This window comes from Mesorhizobium mediterraneum, assembly GCF_002284565.1.
Lineage (GTDB): Bacteria > Pseudomonadota > Alphaproteobacteria > Rhizobiales > Rhizobiaceae > Mesorhizobium > Mesorhizobium mediterraneum.
In genome coordinates this window covers 21,578-41,646 of record NZ_NPKI01000036.1, presented here as the reverse complement: position 1 = coordinate 41,646, position 20,069 = coordinate 21,578, and the positions used below count along the sequence as shown (strand labels likewise).

Here is a 20,069-nt window from a genome sequence, read left to right as displayed (position 1 = left end):
AGTCAAGGGTTAGAGATTACCGGCAGGCAGGTATGCAAGCGGGCCATCCTCGGAAACTATATAACCGCACGACTAGCTCGTCAGCGACGAAACACCCGCTCGAGCACCCATAGACTATGATCACCGGCGCGGACTGGAAGAATACGGCTGCATCGCCCGAGCCGGCGGAACAGAAGATCTCGGCATCCAGTCAACGCTCGATACAAAGCGCGCGATCGAATGGCCCGAGCACAAGGGGATCAAAAAGCTTCTCAGAGAATTGAGGACCCTTCGGACCCCAAAAGGGCTATAGCCTGATTTTGGGTTCGCACGCCTAGCTTCTTCTTGGCATTGTCCAAATGAAAAGCGATCGTGCGTGGCTTGATACCCAAGATGCGGCCGGTCACCCAGGCTGAATTACCCCGCGCTGCCCACCTCAGGCACTCATATTCGCGGGATGTCAGCGAAATCCCATCCACTGTTCGATCGCTCGGCAATTTGCGGCGAACGCAACGATGAAAGCAGGCCGCCATCAGTTGAAGAGCTTGTTCGTACCGCTCAGCGACCCGAAGAAATACTGGACGAGGCTCATCGGCGGCAAAAGTAACCGCAGCGATGCGGCCGCGGAGATCGACAATTGGGATCGTCAAACCGCAGCAGATGCTGAATTGAGCCGCCTCATCGAATAGCTGCTGTTGAGCCGGCGACATTTTATCGCCTCCCAAATTCGATCCCCAGTGAAACGGGCAGCCGCCATTTCGAGCACGCAAGACCACAGGATCGAGTTTCTCATACTGATTTTCCAGATACTGTCTGGTCCAGCGGGGTGGATAGTTCGAGATTAACCTCGGTTTGCCGGAAGGCCGTACTGGCAAGGAGAGGTAGGCAAAGAAGATTAGGTCAAGTCGTCCGGCCGCCTCAGCCATGGCATCCCGGAAATCTGCCTCATCGATACTCTGTGACAGTCTTTCAAGGAATGTCTCGAAAACAAGTGGCATGTCCCTCGTCATCGTCGCGCTCGATTCTTCCTCTTTCTGCACGCCCTCCGGCTGCGTCGTGTATGGCCCGACAACGCGATTGAATTCGCGGGCGTCGCTGGGCTGACCGGGCTCCAGAATGCTGCCACACTTTCGATCTTCGTCGGTCATCCCAATCATGCTGGGCTCACCCGATGGGCGTCTGGCAGACGCCTCATGATCTCAACAGCTCAATCAGAGAATCTCCATGCATTAAATCATGACCGCCCCTGCACCGACCAAACCAGGAGAAATCATCCTGCGCTGACCAAAAGGCATCATTGACCCCAGCTTTTGCAGGAATTTGGGTCGGCATTAGCATAACAATTCGGATAGCCGCTCATCCCGCACCCGGGGCGCCGTGATCCGCAAAGAAGTGTTGCGATGCTTTCTTTCCTTTGATAGGCGAATCGTCTCAACAATATTAAAATGCCTTTCCTTGTGAACGGGGTGGCGTGTGAGTATCGTCCTTTTATATACCTGACGTGATAAAATTCACCGCAATTATTATTCTGCTCTTTGTGATGTGAAGGAAGATAACCTTCGGCATTGCCGCACTTTGGAACCGGCGACCGTGGCCCGCTGCAATGATGTAAAGGGCACGTCTAAGCTCAATGTGCATCGGAACGTGCAGATGACCTTTACCAGACCCTCGATTCCGCACGGGCCATAATGATACTGATTACGTGGGTCAAAAAGGGCGCCCTGCCGGCGGGGAGGTACACCCGCAGGGCGCGCCGCACAGAGGTCCTGGTCGTTGGGCAACAGGACAGCGGCGGCAGAACTGATTCGGTTACAAATCGTGACTGAAATAGCCCGGAGCATGCTCAAGATCAGATATCTGGAATTCAACAGTTTTGGGTCTGCTCGGCGCAGTAGCGCGCAGGGACATGCCTGCCTCCGGACTCGCTCCTTCGCGATCGCAAAATCATACGGCACCCTCGGCCTTCAGCGCGCGATAGGTGGTATCGACCGACTTTACCGTCGCGTCGACAATGATGTCGATCTCTTTTCGGGTAATGATCAGGGGGGGTGCATAACCGAGGATGTCGCCATGCGGCATGGCCCGTCCGATGACACCATTCTCAAACAGAGCAGCTGCAGTGCGCACCCCGACCTGAAGGTCGGGTTCGAATGGGATCCTTTGTTTTGGGTCCCGCATCATCTCTACGGCCGACAGGATACCCACTCCGCGAACTTCACCAACGATGGGATGTCCCGCCAGCTCGGCCTTCATCCGGTCTTGCCAATACGGTCCAACATCGCGGACATGCTCCAAAATATTTTTTTCTTTAAGCAGTCGAATATTGGCGAGCGCGGCTGCGGCACAAAGCGTGTGCCCCGAATATGTCCAGCCGTGGCCGAGTGCGCCGTGCTTCTCAGTTCCTTGTTCCAAAACCGACCAGACACGGTCGCCAATGATTGACCCGGAGATGGGGAGGTAGGCGGAACTCAAACCCTTTGCGATGGTCACGAAATCCGGACGCATGTTATACAGGTGGGAACCGAACTTCTCGCCGGTTCGCGCGAAGCCGCAGACCACTTCATCCGCGATTAGAAGGATATCGTATTTGTCGAGCACCGCTTGAATGGACGTCCAGTACCCTTTGGGGGGCGGCACAATACCTCCTGTCCCAAGTACCGGCTCTCCGATAAAAGCTGCAACCGTTTCCGGTCCTTCGGCCAGGATCAAGGCTTCAAGCTCATCGGCACAGCGCCGGGAGAACGCTTCCTCGCTCTCCTCGACACGCGCCTGGCGGTAATAGTGCGGCGTGGTTGTATGGCGCACCAAATCCAGAGGCAGGTCGAAGAAATTGTGAAAGAAGGGAAGGCCAGTTAGGCTACCCGTGACCAATCCAGACCCGTGATAGCCGCGATTTCGCGAGATGATCTTTTTCTTTTCGGGCCGGCCAAGAATGTTATTATAGTACCAGACCAGCTTGATGTTGGTTTCGTTGGCATCGGAACCGGAGAGGCCGAAATAGACCCTTCGCATGTTCTGACCGAAATACTCGACCACGGCCTCTGCCAACAGGGCGACCGGCTCCGTACCTTGGCTGGCATAGACGTGCGCGAACGGCAATTCGTGTGCTTGCCTGGCAATGGCCTCGGCGATCTCCGTGCATCCATATCCCATGTTGACGCAGTAGAGTCCTCCGAAACCGTCGAGGCTCCTTCGGCCTTCGGTGTCCCAGATATAGACGCCTTCCGCACCGGCCATAATCCTATTTGGCGTTTCGCCTCGGCTGTGCTTGGCCAAATGCGTAGAAGGATGGAAGACGAAGCTTCTATCCTTCTCCCGGAGTTGCTCGGTTCCCAGATTGCTCAAGCGCATTTTCCTCTCCTCGCGATAAATTGGCGGAGGGCACTCGGCCAGCCACCTGTTAGCAAATAGCATACCGGAAACGTCCCTTGAGTTTCTCGGGAATGCAGGTTATTCGCCGTGGAATTCGCGGGATCGGCCCGAATTGCCGTGAAAACTAAGGCGTCACCTTCGCCTTGGCTGAGGGTCGGGGGCGCGTCCTGCAAACACGAACAGCTTACGACGCGCATGCGCCCAGCATAGTGCCCGATTAGCGGGCGATATTGACGGATGAATAGCGCTCGGGACGCTGTTCCCGCCGGCCGCGCGAGGCACGATAGAGCGCCGGCGGCCATGTTCCGCCGAACTGCCGGTCATCCCTTACATTCTGACGGTCCGGATCGGTCTTGCCCTTTCCCAAGGGTGGTAATGCAGGTGATCAGGGGCAAAGCACATTCGCCTCGATCAGCAGGCAGCGGGTTCCGTGCCGCGGCACAGGCTCCAACCTGGTTGGCCAGCGCTGAGAGGCTGAGGTCGTGCCCTCGCGCATATTGATCGCTTTGGCGGTGCGGCGGCTGGTGCTCGGCAGACTTCTCGAAGGAGCATAGCCAGAAGGTTCGGCCCGGCAAAGACGCTCGGCGAGAGCTCCTTGCCATCGACATCTTGATTCGCAGCCGACCAGCGCCGCCAAGTTCTATCGTCGGCGTGTTGCCTTTCTTGCGATCGCAAATTCGTGGTTGCTGCGCAGGGCGAGCCGAGCTGCGGCTCGCAGGAGGCGGCAGCATGCCTCCATCAATGCTGGCCGCTCGTGCAGTCTCGAAACGCTGGATCAAGCCTCAAACGTCGAACAGCCGCTCCTTTTCCTCTCGAAACCAGCGCCCTCGCGCGACGTGATCTTGTCTGACGATCCGACGCTTCGAGCGGGGCTCCTCTAATAGGTTGCACATGACCTGCAGCTTTCAGCCAAACTCAGCAAATCGGACGTCTCTTCTTATCATCGCTCGGCAAGCTCGGAACACGCTGGCGGACGTTGCTAAGGCTAGTCGCCGCCAGCGGATGGCGAGGATGTTTGGGCGGCTAAGTGCTTTTAGGTGGGCGATTATAAGCCGAGATCGCGATAGGTGCTTTCGCCATAGCTCCTGGCGCCATCGCCACGCTGAGCGTTTGAAAGCCGATGAAATTCGCTCGGCCAATTGGCTAGCGCGTGCTTGATGGCCTTCATCTTGAACGGCACGTGCACAACACATTTGTCCCTGATGATAGGCGGACAGCTCACATCTTGTTGCCGCGAGCCGTTAAGGTTTGCTGCGATTATCGGCAGACCTAGATCAAGAGCCAATTCCATTTCCCAGCGCACGAAGCGAAAAAGGTTTTTCGTCTTCTCACCGATCAGGACAAGTACCTGGCTCGATCCATTCATTCTGTTGCGAAGATTGCGTTTAACATAATCTTCGTCCTGTGCTCGGCTCGTCATATTGTCCAGATCGTGAGCGTTCGCGAATTCAAAACTCACATTCTCGCTGGCGTTCCACCCTTTCATAAAGCGGTATGCCCAAGCGTCTTCATCGCCGTCAAATATTACATAGGTCGGATCGCTGTATGCCATTGTTGTCTCTTAGTTGTTTTGACGAGCAACCCACTGGGTGTGCTCCCGTGAGAAAGCCAGTTCGGCTTCGTTCACCGCGGCGGAGAATGCCTCATCCGAGTTGGCGTCCGTAATAAGGTCGGCAGTCAAGCCGATCTCGTGAGCTGTCAACGTGTAAGCCGATGCCAATTCGTTAAATTTCTTGATCTGGGTCCACCCGATAAGGGAGGCGGCGATGACAATTAGCGGCTCGGTCGGCCAGCCTGGCATCGCGGGGTCAGCGATGCGTACTACGATGAACGAGAATCCCAGAGCGTATGCAAAAATACCAAGGCCCATCCAGACTTTCGCGGACCTCTTGTTCGAGCGCGCCTTCTTCTCGTACCACTTCCGTTGGTCGCAGATTCGTCTCTGCAGATATAGGTCTTTTCGTTCTTTTCGCGGGGAGTCCCTTATCGACATCATCTCGTCCGTTGTTTGGGGCGATGCTGAATCGGTGCCGCTCAACGCGCTACCAAGGTGACGATTGCTATCAAGGATATCTTCCATAAGCTTTCGAAAATCAGCTCTGGCGTCAGCCGCGCGCGCGTCATCGAACGGCTGTGCTCGCATCGCGAAGCGCCAAGTCAATGTCTTCACCGACTCTGCCAGAGCTCGAGCCTGATACCAGACCTGCTCGGGCTTTGTGACCGACCGGAAAATGAGGACTCCCATTGAGCAAAGAAATACCGCAGCATAGACACCGAAATAGGCTTTTGATGACGACAAGTCCAAAGAGAGCACCGACGCTAAAAAAAGAAGAACGTACTCTGCCCGGATCAGGCGGAGAAACGTCGCCTGCTGCTCGTTGGATGCCACGTCGGCGCTATTATAGAGTCCAGGATATTTCATTTTTGAAGCACACCAGTCTATTTTGTGGCGGTAAATTCTTTAAGCCAGGATTTGGCAAACGTGAGGTTAGCAGTCGAGCTTACAGAGCCTATTCTTGAGCGAGGCGCGATCCCTCTGTTCATAAACAGGAATGCAGGTCCTGTCCCATCAATGTAAGGGTATAGGCCCAAAAATTCTTGCCCGGAGAATGTTTCCGAAGAATTTTTTGCCACGGGCAGAACCGCTACCGCGGTCCGAAACCCATCGAAAAAGCCAAGCTCCCAAGGCATCCATCTGGATCCTGGAGAATTGTTTGAATGCACATAGATTAGCGTCTTTGACTGCCTCATACGGGTCCGCAGCAACTCGGCGGTGGCCGAGGAGACCTTTGTGCGGTCCAGTTGTGAATCTTCGACCCAATCTACGTAAGCAGTGAACCCAAGCTCCTCGAAAATTCGCTTCACACCGAGAATGATCTCTGCGTCCTTGAAAGAATGTGACAGAAAAACGTCGAATGACGATCTGGCTGTAGCTGCGGCCGTCTCTTCCTTTAGAACGATCGATGCGGCTCTATGTCCTCGACTGGCATTCGCAACTCTTTTCAGCTCTGCCTCGGTCAGTAGCACTATTCAAATCCCCCCATGATCTGTTCGCAATCTATGAACTTGACGCCCATTCGATTAAGCGACCCTTGTCTTGTGAAAACTGGCACCATGCTCTCCAGCCGGGTAGCGCAACCTCCACCTTCTCAAAGACCACGTCGGCTGGCAGGAGTGACCGGCCTTGTCACCCACCTACGCGACCCCGGCACAGCCATGCTCCTCGCTTAGAAGGCTGCGGAGACCAGCAATGTCAAACAGGACAGACGATCTCCTAATCTCGATCAGCAACGAACTTAGGACGTAAAAACGCGATGGAGCGATCTCCGAATGTCCGCAGGCGTTGAGGGCCGGGTTGGTCGCCAAGGCCAAGCGGGCCAGCTTGCACTCCCGCTATCCGTCGGCTTGCCAAACCCTCGCTGTAGATTTCGCCCCCTACACGGATGCGCTGACCGCGACTAAGCTCAATCGCCACTGATCGCCAATCCAGGGCGAAAGTTCCCCCCTTGAAGTAGCGGTAGAGGCATTTTTCGGCACTTCGCATCTTAGATATGGACGCCTCCTCAACCAGGCACGATCCGGTTTGGCTTCTCGCCGTAACCGTGCTGGGCAAGTGCGTCCGATGGCTGCTTCGATTCGTCTCCTGGAATGATCGGTTCCAGATTGCTCAAGCGCATCGTCCTTCCTTGCCATCAACCGGCGGATAGCGCTCGGCCACTTTTTTCCAGCAATTAGTATACCGCACATGTCCCTTGAGTTTCGTCGGAATGGGCGCCTTTTGCCGACGAATCTACGGGATCCGTGCCAAACGCCGTTGAAACTTAAACTTTCGGTTTCACCGTTGCCTCAGTGCGGACAAAGGTATCGGTGAATTGGACTTCACTGGTTTCGTGACGACAAGGCTATAGTATTGATCAATCCCCAAGCCTGCCTGCAGCAGTCCCTCCATGAAATCCTGATAGGCGGCCATAGAAGGAGATGCGACCCGCATCAGATAATCGACGCGCCCCCCAATTGCCCAGCAGTCCAGGATTTCCGGGATCTCTTGGATTGCAGTTTCGAAGTGTCGTTGGTCCTCAAGACGATGGCGATCCAGCACGACTTCTACCATCACAAAGATCATGCCGCCAATGAGGGCAGGACTCAGTCGCGCATAGAATCCCTCAATAATCCCTGCGGCCTTGAGTGCTCGGAGCCGCTCCGAACAGGCCGACGCCGAAAGATGAACTCGTTTTGCAAGCTCACTTTTTGAAATCCGACCGTCTGCCTGAATCTCGGAGAGAATCCGGACGTCCCAACTGTCGAGTTGCACGGGGTCGGGTTTCGACTTCATAACCTGTCTCTCAAGCAGCGATCGACATCGCGTTGTGTGCCGATCAATTCTATCATCAATTGAAACGAGCGAATGTAGCAGTGGAAGGCATCCGTTCCAGGCCCGAGATGTGCCAGAATGGGTACCAAAATCAGCTGAGGGAGAGCGATCAGCTGAGAAAAGCTGCAGAAGTAGTTTGGCTATCGCCCCGACGCCTAACGGGGCAATGATGCAGCTGGAGAGGATAGCCGGCCGCGGCGGAGACCTCCTGATAAATAGATAACCCATTTACTGAACTCCGCTGCCGTACTTGATAGACGCCGCGACGGCATTCGAGCCTCGATCGCGTGTACGGCATATTCAATGCAGTATTCACTGGCACATTCAGCTATTGGAGTGAATTGAAGGCCTTGCTCGTCCGGCCCGCCAAGGCGCATGGCACCGCAAATGCCGCTCGTCTTACGGCTTGCCCGACAATTTGGCGCGGGAGTCTGGCCGAAATCGCCCAACGGAAAGACTCAAACACCGATGTTGCGTGCGATGCTGTCGGCCGCCATACGCTTACGCCACTCAAGAGGCCCGGAATTGTGAATGGAGTTTCCCTCAACATCGACGGCCATGATAACAGGCATGTCCTGCACCTCGAATTCATAGATGGCTTCCATGCCCAGGTCTTCAAAGGCAACGATCCACGCCGCCTTAATCGATTTTGAAATCAGGTAAGCAGCGCCACCCACTGCAGCAAGGTATGGCGTTTTGTGTCTTACAATCGACGCTATGGCCGCCGGTCCCCTCTCCGCTTTGCCCACCATCGCGAAAAGGCCGGTTTCGGCGAGCACCTTGTCCGTAAAATCGTCCAAGCGGCTGGAGGTTGTTGGACCAGCGGGTCCAACGACCTCATTCCTCACTGCCCGGACGGGGCCGACGTAGTAGATCACCCGTCCCCGCAGATCGACTGGAAGCGGCTTGCCGGCATCGATCAGTTCGACCATTCGTTTGTGGGCAGCGTCACGGCCCGTCAGCAACTTTCCAGACAGCAGGAGCGTTTCACCGCAGCGCCACGATGCCGTCTCTTCCTTCGTCAGCGTATCTAAATTGACCCGCCGGACGCCGGCTGGGTTCAATTCGTCGGTTCCGATGTCGGGCCATTCGCGCAAATCGGGCGGCTGGAGGCTGATGGGTCCAGAGCCGTCCAAAGTGAACTTCAGGTGCCGGTTGGCGGCGCATTGCGGGATGAGCGCCACAGGCTTGGACGCTGCATGAGTAGGATAGGTCGCAACCTTGATGTCAACGACTGTCGTCAGACCACCAAGGCCTTGGGCGCCGATACCAAGCGCGTTGATCCGCTCATAAAGCTCAATCCGCAGCCCCTCCTCTGCGCTTGACGCCCCCCTTGCGATCAGTTCCGCCATATCGATGGGCTCGTTCATGGCCTCCTTGGCCAGCAGCATCGCCTTTTCAGCGCTACCACCGATGCCGACAGAGATCAGTCCAGGTGGACACCACCCGCTGCCAAGAGTCGAAACGGTATTGACCACCCAGTCGGAAACGGAGGCGCTGGGATTGAGGGTGGTAAAACGTGCCTTGTTCTCCGACCCGCCGCCTTTCGCGGCGATGGTGATCTCAATCTGGTTACCTTGCACCAGGTCGACATGGACAACTGCCGGCGTGTTGTCTCGGGTGTTGACCCGTCTAGCGAGGGGATCCGCAACGATCGATGCCCGAAGGGGATTGTCCGGATCGAGATAGGCTTGACGTACGCCCTCATTCACAAGATCAGCGAAACTGGCCGTTGACTTAATGCGGGCATCCATGCCGACCTTTGCGAAGACAACCACAAGTCCGGTGTCCTGACAAATCGGGCGCCGCCCAAAGGCCGCCATGCGGGAGTTCAGCAGAATCTGACCTATGGCATTCTTCGCCGACGGGCTCTGTTCTCGCGTGTATGCGTGAGAAAGAGACCGGATATAATCTGGAGGATGATAGTACGAGATGTACTGAAGGGCGTCGGCGACGCTCCTTGTGATGTCGCTACCGGCCATGGTCCGTGTTCTGTTTCCCACCGGATTTTATCCAAATGAACCGAGGCCATTGACCACTTTCAGAATCTGGAAGCTTCGCACCCCCTGCTCGCCGCCTTCATATCCATAGCCGCTTTGCTTGACTCCTCCATAAGGGGCATCAGCGGAAACCCCTTTCAGGTAATTCACACTAACAGCGCCCGCAGAAAGACCGCCCACAAGCCTCTGTTGCGTATCGGCCGCGCCAGTAAACAAGTAGGCGGCCAGACCGTACTCCGTGGCGTTGGCTTCATCGATCGCCTCTTCGATCGTATCGAAAGGAGCCACGGTGAGAATTGGTCCGAACGGCTCTTCATGAAGCACTCTCGCTTCCTTCGGTACGCCAGTCAGGATGGTTGGCGGCCAGTAAAACCCCGGTCGGTCAAGGGGGGTGCCACCGGTCTCGATTTGGGCGCCGCCCTCTACCGCATCTTTGGTCAGGCGCTGCATGGCCTCGATTCGCCGCGCGTTTGCCATGGGACCCATCTGCGTTGCAGGGTCATCCGGTGGACCGATCCTGATTTTTCGGACCGCCTCCGTCATCCGGAACAGGAATTCCTCATAGCGGGATCGGGCGACAAGAATCCTGCTGGGCGCATTACAACTCTGGCCCGCGCACTCGAATTTGTATTCCGAAATAGCCGGTATCGCCGTTGCCAGGTCGGCATCTTCGCACACAATAACCGGGGAATGTCCACCGAGCTCAAGGATGCAGCGCTGCAGATTATTCGCGGCCAGTGTGGCCAGCTGTTTCCCAACAGCGGTCGACCCCGTGAACGTCAAGACTTTCACAATTGGCGAACTGAGCAGATGCCGTGATATATGCACAGGAACACCGAACACCAGGTTGACCACGCCTTGCGGTATCCCTGCTTGACGCAAAGATTCCACGATATGGACAGCCACGCTTGGCGTCTCTTCGGCCCCTTTGAGGATCACCGGGCAGCCTGCCGCCAGCGCGGGGGCGAGCTTGCGGGCGATGAGAACGGCTGGATAGTTCCACGGCGTAAAGGCAGCGACGACACCGAGGGCCTCCGGGACGATCATCCTGTTCGGACCCAACGGAATCGGGGTCGACAACTCATCGGCATGCCGGCCATTCCATTCCAGCGTTTCGACTGCGCGCGCGTACTCTCCTGTTGCTTCGGCAATCGTCTTTCCCTGTTCGGACGACAGGTCCCTGGCTGCGGCGCCAGCTTTCTCTGCCAGAATGCTGGCGGCAGAGACGAGTATCTCGCCACGCTCTTTGGCGGGTCGTGAGGACCACGCCTTGCGGCTGCGTTCTGCCGAAGCAAGAGCTTCATCCAAGTCTGAAACCGTAGCCGAGGCCACTGAGGCAAATACCTTCTCCGTCGCCGGGTTGATCACCGGCAAAGTGGCTCGGCTACCACCGGCTCGCCATTTGCCATTAATGAAGAGCTCGTAACTCTTGGCGTCGGACATCGCGGGCTCCACTTGACTGAATTCTTGCATACGAGCGCAGTTTCGATATCGAAACTGCTGAACTCGCTTGAGCCAGTTTCATCGCGATGGTCGCGGCGGGTCAAATATCGAATATTGCCGAAATCCATCTGGAATCCAGATCGGGCTGGTCCTAATGGCCGCAAAAGATGATGCCCAGCTTTAAAGGTTAGTTTGTCAGGTCGCCTCAGGCGCCACCGCTGCCCAGCTCCGGATTTCAATCAATTCTCGAGCGACCTTCGGAATGAGCTTGCGGACTGCGGACACGGCGGCGGAACGCTCATCTTTCGGGTTTACAGCAAGCACAACGGAGCGGGAAATCACCGGATCCACGATCTTGACCGTACGGACCAGACCCTGAGAGGCTTCTTTCTGAACCGCAGACGCGGCGAGAATAGAATGCGCTTTCCCCTCTACGACCATGTTGATGATCGTTGAAAGCGAGTCCACTTCAAACCTGACGTCCAGCGCGCAACCGTGCTGTGCGACGACGTCAGCCACCGAACGCCTGACATTGTTATTGCGCATGGGAACCGCCAGGGGGAATGCATGCAGGTCGGCCAGAGATATCGCATCTTCGAAAGGCGGCTCACCCGACGGTACCACCAGACAAAGGTTTTCGCTCGCTATCACCGTCATTCGGCCTACGCTATCCGCAGTGCGGTAGAGTACCGCCAGATTGAAGCGTCCAGCAGCCATCCACTCCTCCAGCGGTCCCGTCATACCCTCGACCATCTTGAGGGAGACCCTGGGCAGTTCGTTTCTCACCGACTCAAGCAGGGGGCCGCTCAGGACGCGGGCAGCTCCAGACGGAATGCCAATCGTCACCTCCCCGGCGGGGGAAGCAGCTGTGTTGGTCAATTCCACCTCGGTAAGTCGAATTTCTTTAAGAATCGCCCGAGCGCGATCGAGCAGTTTGGCTCCTGACGCCGTCACGCTCACACCGGTCCTGTCGCGTATCAGCAGTTGAGTGCCGAAGGCTTCCTCCAGTTGACGCACATGCAGGCTCAGCGCACTCTGGGCAACATTAAGGAAGCCAGCGGCCTTCGTGAAACTGCCTGCTTCGACCACACCGACGAAGTATCTTAACTGCCTGATTTCCACGAGTACCCATCCGAGAGCGGACTGCAATTAGTTTAATCTATCTCGAAATGCGATGGCGCGACAGCAATAATTGTGCCGAGTTGCATAACGCCTAGCCGTAGGGTCGGTAACCAACCTCTGAGGCCTCAGACGCCCAACCCGGCGCCCGGATCCGTGGCGATGATATCTCGGGCCCTTTGGATAACCGGTGGATCGACCATCCTTCCGTCCAGCGCGAACGCGCCTATGCCCTGCGCCGTCGCATCTTTCTCCGCCGCGAGGACACGACGGGCCCATTCGAGTTCCTGTGGGCTTGGCGAAAAAGCGTCATTGAATATGGCGACCTGGTTTGGGTGGATCGCCAAAGCTCCGGCAAAGCCGAGCCGCCGTGCACGCTCCGCAGCCTCACGAAGTTTGTGAGTGTCAGAGAACGCGCCAATGCTTCCTATGAAGCCCAGCGGGAGCAACCCGGCCGCACGGGCGGCAAAAAGAACAGAAAGGTTTGGCGTCAAGAGAAGATCAAGTTCTGGGGCGCCGCCAACAGCGGCACTAAAGTCTTCAGGGCCAAGGGCCATTGCGACCATCCTGGGATGTGACGAGGCAATGGCCGATAGCTCTTGCAAGGCACCTGGGGTCTCGATTTGGGCAAGAAACCGGATACGTCCCAACGGAAGATTTCTTTCTCGTTCGAGTTCCGATACCGCATTCGCGATCTCAGCTACCCACGCTGCCGAATCCACTTTCGGAAGAACAAGTGCATCAACGCCCGCCATCACGGCTGCGTCGAGATCGGCCGCCAAGGCTCGCAAACCGCGATTCACGCGAACTAAAACAGAAGCGCCCCTGCGGCCCACCTTTGCCACGGATGCACCAAGCTGGCGCCGTGACTCACCTTTTTGATCCTGGGGAACGGAGTCCTCTAGGTCGAGTATGATGCCATCTGCCCCGCGCTCATGAGCCGCCTCCACAAAACGCGGAACATGAGAAGGAACGAAGAGCAGAGATCTCCATCGGCGAATGGACATCGGGCTTTCAACGGCCGGAATGGTGCCCTTCATGAAGTCGCCTCTGGTGCCGGTTTTAGCGCGGGCTGTGTCAGTGAGCTGGCTGGGCGGCCGTGGGACTGGAAAGGGTTAGGAGTAGGCATGCACTCTGTGGGTCGCAACCGCGCCCCCTTCCCGACAAGGCGCGCGCTCACGCTGACGCAGCTCGTTCGCGCAAACGTCCCAGAACCTCCTCGCGGACAGCCTCGGTATGAGCTCCAAGAGCCGGAACGGGGCGCAGCAAAGGGCGCTCAGAGTTGAAGATCGCCGCCGGCGCTATCGCCTCGATGGTTCCTTCGGGTGTTCCGACCTGCACCTTGCGAATGTGTGGGTGCTTTGAAACATCCGCGACTTCGTTCAGTCGGCCATATGCCAACCCGGCCGCCTCAAGCTCCTGCATTGCTTCGTGGCATAACAGTTCGGAAAACCGCTGTTCGATGATCTCATCAAGTTGCGCACGGTGACCGAGGCGCTCCATATTATCGGCGAAACCAGGTGTGCGTATAAGCCCCGGCTGCTTCAGGAACTTCTCGCAGAAATTCACCCATTCACGGTCATTCTGAACCGAAAAGATGACCTCTTTGCCGTCGGCACAGCGATAGGCGCCATACGGCGCGAGCGACGGGTGTTTTACGCCCGCGCGCACCGTGTGATAGCCGCCGTATTCGTTTTGAAGAACCGGCACGTTCATCCAGTCGGCGACGGCATCGAACAGTGACACCTGAATGCTGGTCCCGTCGCCAGTGACCTCGCGATGATACAGCGCCTGAAGTATGGCGCTATGTGCCGTCATGCCCGCCGAGATGTCGCACACCGACACCCCTACCCGTGCCGGCCCCTGCTGCGTACCCGTGATTGCGCACAGACCTGTTTCGGCCTGAACAATGAGATCATACGCCTTGAGGTGAGAAAATGGCCCCCCCTCCCCAAATCCCGAAATGTCGCAGGTGATTAGCCGCGGAAAACGGCGACGCAGATCCGCAGATCCGTAGCCGAGCTTTTCGATGCTGCCTGGCTTCAGATTCTGGATAAAGACGTCGGCAGCAGCAACAAGCGTGTCCAGCACGGCACGGTCCGCCTCCAACCTCAAATCCAGGCAGACTGACTCCTTACCCCGGTTGAGCCAAACGAAGTAAGCGCTTTGCCCCCGCACCAACTTATCGTAATTCCGGGCAAAGTCTCCCTCAGGCCTCTCAACCTTGATCACGCGAGCGCCTGCATCGGCAAGGCGAGACGATGCATACGGTGCAGCAACGGCCTGCTCCACAGCTACGACAGTGATCCCCTCAAGAGAGTTCTGCATGCAACACCGCTCTATTCATCCAACATTTTGTCTTAAGCCCGACGACGATTCAGCATCGCCAGCAACCGGTTCTGTTCATTGCCCACGATCGAGAATGCCTCGTCGACGCCCATTCCAGGCTTCGCAAGCATCATGTCTGCCTGGGTCGCCACCGATACGTGGACAGAAGCCTGGGCAGAGAGATCTGTCTCGGTACAGCTTCCCCCAACGTACGCGCCTATCTTGTTCTCCTTGCACAGGAGCACGGCACGTGCCGTATCAGCCAATGAGCCGACATCGGGCGTCTTGATTTGAATGAGATGCGCGGCCTTCGCTCCTGCAAAGAGGCGGATATCCTCAAGCGTGTTGCACCTTTCGTCCACGACAATACGAGCACTAGAACCTCGGTCGTTCAAAATCGATACAATCCGGGCGTAGTTGTCAATTTGGGCTTGCGTCGAACCAAAGTCCGCCGGACACTCAATGTTGAGCACGAAATCCGGGACGGTATCTGCAACCCTGCATATAAAGTCAGCGATGCTTTGCAGCTCCAAGCCGATTTCCTGGCCGATCCAGCCATACACATCAAAATGCAGCACCGGATGATAACCCGGGCGGCCGATTTGCCGCGTACGCGTTGCAACCCACGTCACGAACTCCATGAAGGTCTGGCCGCCGACGCCGAATTTCTGCCGTGAGTTGATCAGGCCGTGGGGAAGCACATCCACCCCCTTCAGGATCATTTTGTCCACGTTGATTTCGCGAGCATCGCCGCTCTGGCAGTAAATCGGGACCCCGCGCTTCGGCAGCGGCAAATCAAATTCGGCACATATGACCTCTGCCATCGTCTTTCGATGAAGATGGGCCACCGCTCGGAGCAGCGCTTGGCTGACGCCATACTCAACCGCGAGGGGCAGCCGTTTATGTTCGTGAGGTTCGAATACCAGGGCGCATGCTTCCAGGTAGCGATATGCATCAACATTGAGTAGCCGCGGCGCAACAACCCGTGACGTCATATCGGAGATTTGATCGGCGTCGAACAGCGAATCGCGTCCGCCAGCACCAGAGTACTGGACGTTCATCATGTCACCCCAGACTACGGTTTCGTCGGTAAGGACGAGCCCGACGCTGAGCGAAGATGCTGGAATGCGTATCGACGCGAACCCAGGGGTTATCGGTTCGCCGACATAGATGAAGCCGTCCGGGGTCGCCCCGGACCTAACGGCAGCTTGATCGTCATAGAAGAACGCCCCATTGCCAGGCGCCAGGAGGACATCTTTGATCTGCAATTCAGTCACTCGATTCATTTTTGGACGGCGTTGACGTGCGGAAGCAGTTGGGTCCGCTATCCGCCGAGTATGTGCCACTCGGCGTTCAAGTCGCCAATATAATGTCCCGGACGGTCCCATCGCGTTTTCAGATGGCTGGCGCTTGCACTAACGGAACCGCCGTCGCTCCGATCTCCCTGGTCTATCTTTATATTAGCCGTTGTCTAATCGACATAAGCAGTGGCTCCGCAATTCCCCGTGCGATTTCCCGAATCCTGAACAAACCTGCATCGCACACCACAGCATCAAGAGCGGTGCGCGTGAATGAGACAAACGGGCTGGCGGTGTATTCTCATTCATATCACAGGATCGCTTACGACAAGGAGGCGCTGAAGCGCTGTTTTGTCGACTTGTTCCTTGGTGCCCATGACAAGGTGCCACGGCAGGTCGTGCTTGATCTCCACGCCACCGATGATCCGCTGCACGGCGACCCTTTTGGCGCCAGGGAACGAGAAAACGTGGTGGAGCAGCGAAACCAGCGAAGAGCTTCGGAAGGTCGCAGACCGATATGTAATCCCGTATTTGCAGTCAATGGACGAAATTTCCATCCAGCCTGGAAAATTCACGGCGGGTTGGCGGATTTGGGGCAAGCGGTTGAAATGACGTATCATTTGGTTGCTAAGGCCGATCCGAATCATTTCCGGAGACCACACCCGCCGTGAATGATCTTACGCTGCCGCTGAGCGGTTTGTCATCTGTGGGCGGCAAGGCCGTCGTCGCCCGCTTCGACGGCGGCATGCTGTCCTCCAACGGGGGTTGTCGCTCTAGCCGAGGTGGAGAAACGGCTGCGTCTGGCTGACCGTCTGGCGCGTTGCCTCGACTATCCGCGCTGCCCGGACCAGGTCGTCCACAGCCTGCCCGATATGATCGGCTTCCGCATGAAGATGATTGCCGCCGGCTATAAGGATGGCAACGACGCCAACCGGTTGCGCTGCGATCCGGCCTTTAAGATGGCCCAGGATGCGCTGCCTTCGGGTCGCGATCTGGCCTCCCAGCCGACGCTGTCCCGGCTGGAGAACCTGCCCGGCATGCGGGAGCTGGTCGCGATGGGCCGGGCGATGATCGATCTTTACTGCGCCTCCTTCCGGCAGGTGCCGAAGCGGCTCGTGCTGGATATCGACGACACGTTTGATGCCGTGCGCATGGCGGCCAGCAGCTTCGCCTGTTCAACGCCCATCACGACGAGTACGGCTTCCAGCCGATGGTGGTGTTCGATGGCGATGGCCGCTTCGTCGGTGCGGTTCTGCGGCCGGCCAAGCGGCCGAGTGGGGCAGAAATCCGCCCCCACCTGCGCCGCCTGATGCGGGCGATCCGAAGCAATTGGCCGAGCACCTGGGTGCTGATCCGGGCCGACAGCCATATTGCAGTCCGCCGGTAGACGGCGTCGTAGAAGGCCAACGGGCGCTGAGCGACCCTGTCGCCCGAGCCATGAAGAATGACCTCGTCGTTCCTCAGTCTATGTCGGCGCTTGTGGACGTGGATGTTGCGATGACCTGGCTCGACATGACGCTGGTGCCGGTCTTCGAGAGTAGGATGGGTGGCAATCAGTGCGCCGTCCTCGAAGATGCGCAACTTTTCGGCCAGCGTGTGTACCTCGACGACACGGCGCCTGGTGGCGTCGGGCACGCTGTAGAAATTGCCGCCGACGCTGACCATGCCCTCCCGGCTGATACGTCGCTCGAGCTTTAGGACCGATCGGAACGGAGCCAAGGGCAGCGGCCGCAGCGCTGCCCGCTCCTCGGTGGAAGCTTCGTTGACGACCGCCTTGTGGTGGCGTGAACCCTCGGGGTTGCGACCGTGTCCAGCCAGTGACGCAACTGGGCGTTCAGGTCTTCGCGATTGCGAAAGGACCGGGCCGGAAGAAGTCCTCGCGAATGTAGCGGAACGGCCGCTCGACCTTGCCTTTGGTTTTGGCGCGGTAATGCCGACACGCCTTCGGATGGAAACCATAGTGGCGGGCAAGATCAACGAGGGCACGGTGGTAGACGATGCCGCAGGTATCGCCCCGATCACAGCCGTCTTCATACGGTCGTAAAGCACTTCGCGAGGAGCGCCGCCCAGCGCCTCGAAAGCACCAATATGGCAGCGCAAGACAGTCGGCAGATCTGGTGGACGACGAAGCGTGCCCAGATAAGGCGACTGAAGCCAAGCACCATGGAGAATAGCCAGACGATCCTCGGTGTCGTTGGCTCTTCGGTAAAGACGACATTGAACTGGGCGAAGTCGACCTGCGCCTGCTCGCCGGGCGGGGTCTCGAAGCGAACCTCGTAGCCCCGCTCCGCTGCCGCAGGACGGACGTCGCGCAGGAAGTCGGTAACGGCCGTGTAGCCGCCGGCATAGCCGAGGTCCTTCAGTTCGCGGAAAAACCGGCTGCCGGTGAGCCCAGGATATCGCGTGACACGCTCGCGAAGATAGGCCGTGAAGGGATTGATCACCGCCTGACGCGGCTTGCAAGGTCCGTAGGCCGGAGCCTCGAGCCCGCGCTCAATGTATTTGCGCACCGTTGCGGTCGATCCCGCTCTCCCTGGCGATCGCCGACACCGACAGGCCCTGCCGATGCAAATCCAGTATCATCATCATCTCCCTCATCTTGGTCACCGAAATCCCTCTCCCGACCATCGGGAGAAGCATCGGCGATATCACGCGCCGCCGGTCTCCCGGAGCGCGCTCCGGAAGACCGGCGACAGCGCTAAACTGGGGAAGATTCAAACGGCACTTCTGGGGAGTATTGAGCCGGCATCGACACGCCGGTCATCGAGTGGTGCCACTCCAACGGTGTCGACTTCATTCTCGGCGCAGCGCCCACCACCACCTTGCGCAAGCTATGTCGCGGAGCTGGAAGTCAGCACGCTGGCGCGTTTTGAAGCGTCGGCGAAGACGGACAAGGTCCGCAGGTTCAAGGAATTCTTTGACGGCGCCGGCAGCTGGAGCCGTGTCGAGCGCATCTTCGCCGAGGTAGAGGTCGGCGCCCAAGGCGCTGACACCCGCTTCATCGCCACCAACCTTGCCGGTGGCAAGGCCAAGGCGCTCTACGAGGATGTCTACTGCCGGCGCGGCGCTGCCGAGAACCACATCAAGTCGTGGAAGACGCTATCTCGCCGCCGACCGCACCTCCTGCACAAGAGCGACGGCCAACCAGTTCCGGCTGTTCCTGCATGCCGGCGCCTACTGGCTGATGTGGGGCCTGCGCGCCGCGATGCCGAAGCGCTCGTGCTTCGCAGTCGCCCATTCGACACGCTGCGACTGCGCCTCATCAAGATCGCCGCGCGCGTGGTCGAGATGAAAACCCAAATCCGCCTGCACCTGCCGACATCCTGTCCCGACCAGCGCTCCTGCGCATCGTCCTCGACCGCATTCCGAGGCTCGTGACTAGCCGACGGGGGCGCAGACGCCCCGAAACGAACCCGCCGACCGCAACCTGCAACCCCCCGCTTTCCATCACGACGGATCACCGCCGGCGCCCAACCAGCTTGTCAAAAAGAACGAGACGGCGACCAGATCAACACCTCGCCGCCAAACGTTCAGCGATGTGCATAAACCCGGCTAGAGCAGGTCCTGTTTAATCCGGTGCATATCCTGCGGCTTTGAAAGTAGTTGGCACATTCGGCTGGGGTGAAGAGGTCGACGACCGCGCCGACCGCGTCCCACAGAGCCTTGATTGTTTTCTCGGCCTTTGCTGCAGTAGCGCCTTGATTTTGGCGAAGGCGTTCTCAATTGGATTGAAGTCGCGACTGTAGGCGCCAGGTAGAGCAGGCTCGAGCCTGCCGCCTCAATCGCGTCGCGCACGCCGGCGGCCTTGTGGGCGGGCAGGTTGCTGGGGTTGTCTAATCGCCCCGTGGGGACGTCAAGTATCTTCGCTCTTGGGAGATGCGTTTGCCGGGTATACGGTTGTCTTCGCGGTCGACATCGGTTGCCGCGTGATGGAGCTTCGCGCTAAGTTCGTCGAGGGGTAAGCAGCGCCCCTAACACTTCGGTTGGGTCGCAGACCGTTGATTTCGAACAGACTTCGATCTTTTTAATCAAAAACACGTAAATTATCGGCTTTTACAGCCGTCGCCGGAGAAATCTCAAAACACATCATCGCCTTATTTTTATATATTGTGTCACTTACGTAGTAACAACCGACCTTTATGTTCTTTATAAGCGAAC

12 protein-coding genes and 5 pseudogenes are annotated in these 20,069 nt (G+C 57.6%); 3 read left to right on the top strand and 14 right to left on the bottom strand.

The features are described 5' to 3' along the window. Positions 1-251: 251 nt before the first annotated feature. The 12 genes and pseudogenes from CIT25_RS27050 to CIT25_RS27000 all read right to left on the bottom strand — a co-directional run bounded on the left by CIT25_RS27050 (position 252) and on the right by CIT25_RS27000 (position 15,881). Complete coding sequence (locus tag CIT25_RS27050) at positions 252-977, bottom strand: LuxR family transcriptional regulator (protein ID WP_425351761.1); 726 nt, start codon at positions 975-977, stop codon at positions 252-254. Positions 978-1,923: 946 nt separating this feature from the next. After that, a complete protein-coding gene (locus CIT25_RS27045) occupies positions 1,924-3,330 on the bottom strand; it encodes an aminotransferase (protein ID WP_063169303.1) in 1,407 nt (468 codons plus the stop codon). A gap of 189 nt (positions 3,331-3,519) precedes the next feature. Continuing rightward, a pseudogene (locus tag CIT25_RS37740) lies at positions 3,520-3,942 on the bottom strand (IS66 family transposase); the annotation flags it as partial. 454 nt (positions 3,943-4,396) lie between these two features. Beyond that, positions 4,397-4,903 (bottom strand): TIR domain-containing protein, encoded by a 507-nt coding sequence (locus CIT25_RS27040; protein WP_063169304.1) that lies wholly within the window; start codon positions 4,901-4,903, stop codon positions 4,397-4,399. A 9-nt stretch (positions 4,904-4,912) separates the two neighbouring features. Beyond that, positions 4,913-5,773 carry a DUF4231 domain-containing protein gene (locus tag CIT25_RS27035; protein WP_095488148.1) on the bottom strand — a complete coding sequence of 287 codons (861 nt, stop codon included), beginning with the start codon at positions 5,771-5,773 and terminating at the stop codon, positions 4,913-4,915. 1,413 nt (positions 5,774-7,186) lie between these two features. After that, positions 7,187-7,684: an Lrp/AsnC family transcriptional regulator gene (locus tag CIT25_RS27030; protein WP_095488146.1), complete on the bottom strand. Its 498-nt coding sequence runs from the start codon at positions 7,682-7,684 to the stop codon at positions 7,187-7,189. Between the two features lie 497 nt (positions 7,685-8,181). Then, entirely contained in the window at positions 8,182-9,705 is a 1,524-nt protein-coding gene (locus CIT25_RS27025) for a fumarate hydratase (protein WP_095488144.1), read from the bottom strand. A 27-nt stretch (positions 9,706-9,732) separates the two neighbouring features. Next, complete coding sequence (locus CIT25_RS27020; RefSeq protein WP_095488174.1) at positions 9,733-11,166, bottom strand: NAD-dependent succinate-semialdehyde dehydrogenase; 1,434 nt, start codon at positions 11,164-11,166, stop codon at positions 9,733-9,735. A 195-nt stretch (positions 11,167-11,361) separates the two neighbouring features. Beyond that, positions 11,362-12,288 carry a LysR family transcriptional regulator gene (locus CIT25_RS27015; protein ID WP_095488172.1) on the bottom strand — a complete coding sequence of 309 codons (927 nt, stop codon included), beginning with the start codon at positions 12,286-12,288 and terminating at the stop codon, positions 11,362-11,364. A gap of 125 nt (positions 12,289-12,413) precedes the next feature. Then, on the bottom strand, positions 12,414-13,325 hold the full coding sequence (locus tag CIT25_RS27010; protein WP_095488142.1) for an HpcH/HpaI aldolase/citrate lyase family protein: 912 nt from the start codon (positions 13,323-13,325) through the stop codon (positions 12,414-12,416). A 136-nt stretch (positions 13,326-13,461) separates the two neighbouring features. After that, complete coding sequence (locus tag CIT25_RS27005; protein ID WP_095488140.1) at positions 13,462-14,613, bottom strand: CaiB/BaiF CoA transferase family protein; 1,152 nt, start codon at positions 14,611-14,613, stop codon at positions 13,462-13,464. Between the two features lie 32 nt (positions 14,614-14,645). Further along, on the bottom strand, positions 14,646-15,881 hold the full coding sequence (locus CIT25_RS27000) for a methylaspartate ammonia-lyase (RefSeq protein ID WP_095488139.1): 1,236 nt from the start codon (positions 15,879-15,881) through the stop codon (positions 14,646-14,648). A 338-nt stretch (positions 15,882-16,219) separates the two neighbouring features. Here CIT25_RS27000 and CIT25_RS38560 point away from each other — a divergent pair. After that, positions 16,220-16,360: pseudogene (locus tag CIT25_RS38560) on the top strand (IS1380 family transposase); the annotation flags it as partial. 218 nt (positions 16,361-16,578) lie between these two features. Next, positions 16,579-17,286, top strand: a pseudogene (locus tag CIT25_RS26990) (IS1380 family transposase); the annotation flags it as partial. Here the strand turns inward: CIT25_RS26990 and istA are convergent. Beyond that, a pseudogene (gene istA, locus CIT25_RS26985) lies at positions 17,283-18,518 on the bottom strand (IS21 family transposase); the annotation flags it as partial. The pseudogenes CIT25_RS26990 and istA overlap by 4 nt on opposite strands. Here istA and CIT25_RS26980 point away from each other — a divergent pair. Beyond that, a complete protein-coding gene (locus tag CIT25_RS26980; RefSeq protein WP_425351760.1) occupies positions 18,477-19,289 on the top strand; it encodes a transposase in 813 nt (270 codons plus the stop codon). The pseudogene istA and the gene CIT25_RS26980 sit on opposite strands and share 42 nt — an antisense overlap. Before the next feature lie 190 nt (positions 19,290-19,479). Here CIT25_RS26980 and CIT25_RS36970 read toward each other — a convergent pair. Beyond that, positions 19,480-19,805: pseudogene (locus CIT25_RS36970) on the bottom strand (transposase); the annotation flags it as partial. Positions 19,806-20,069: the final 264 nt, after the last annotated feature.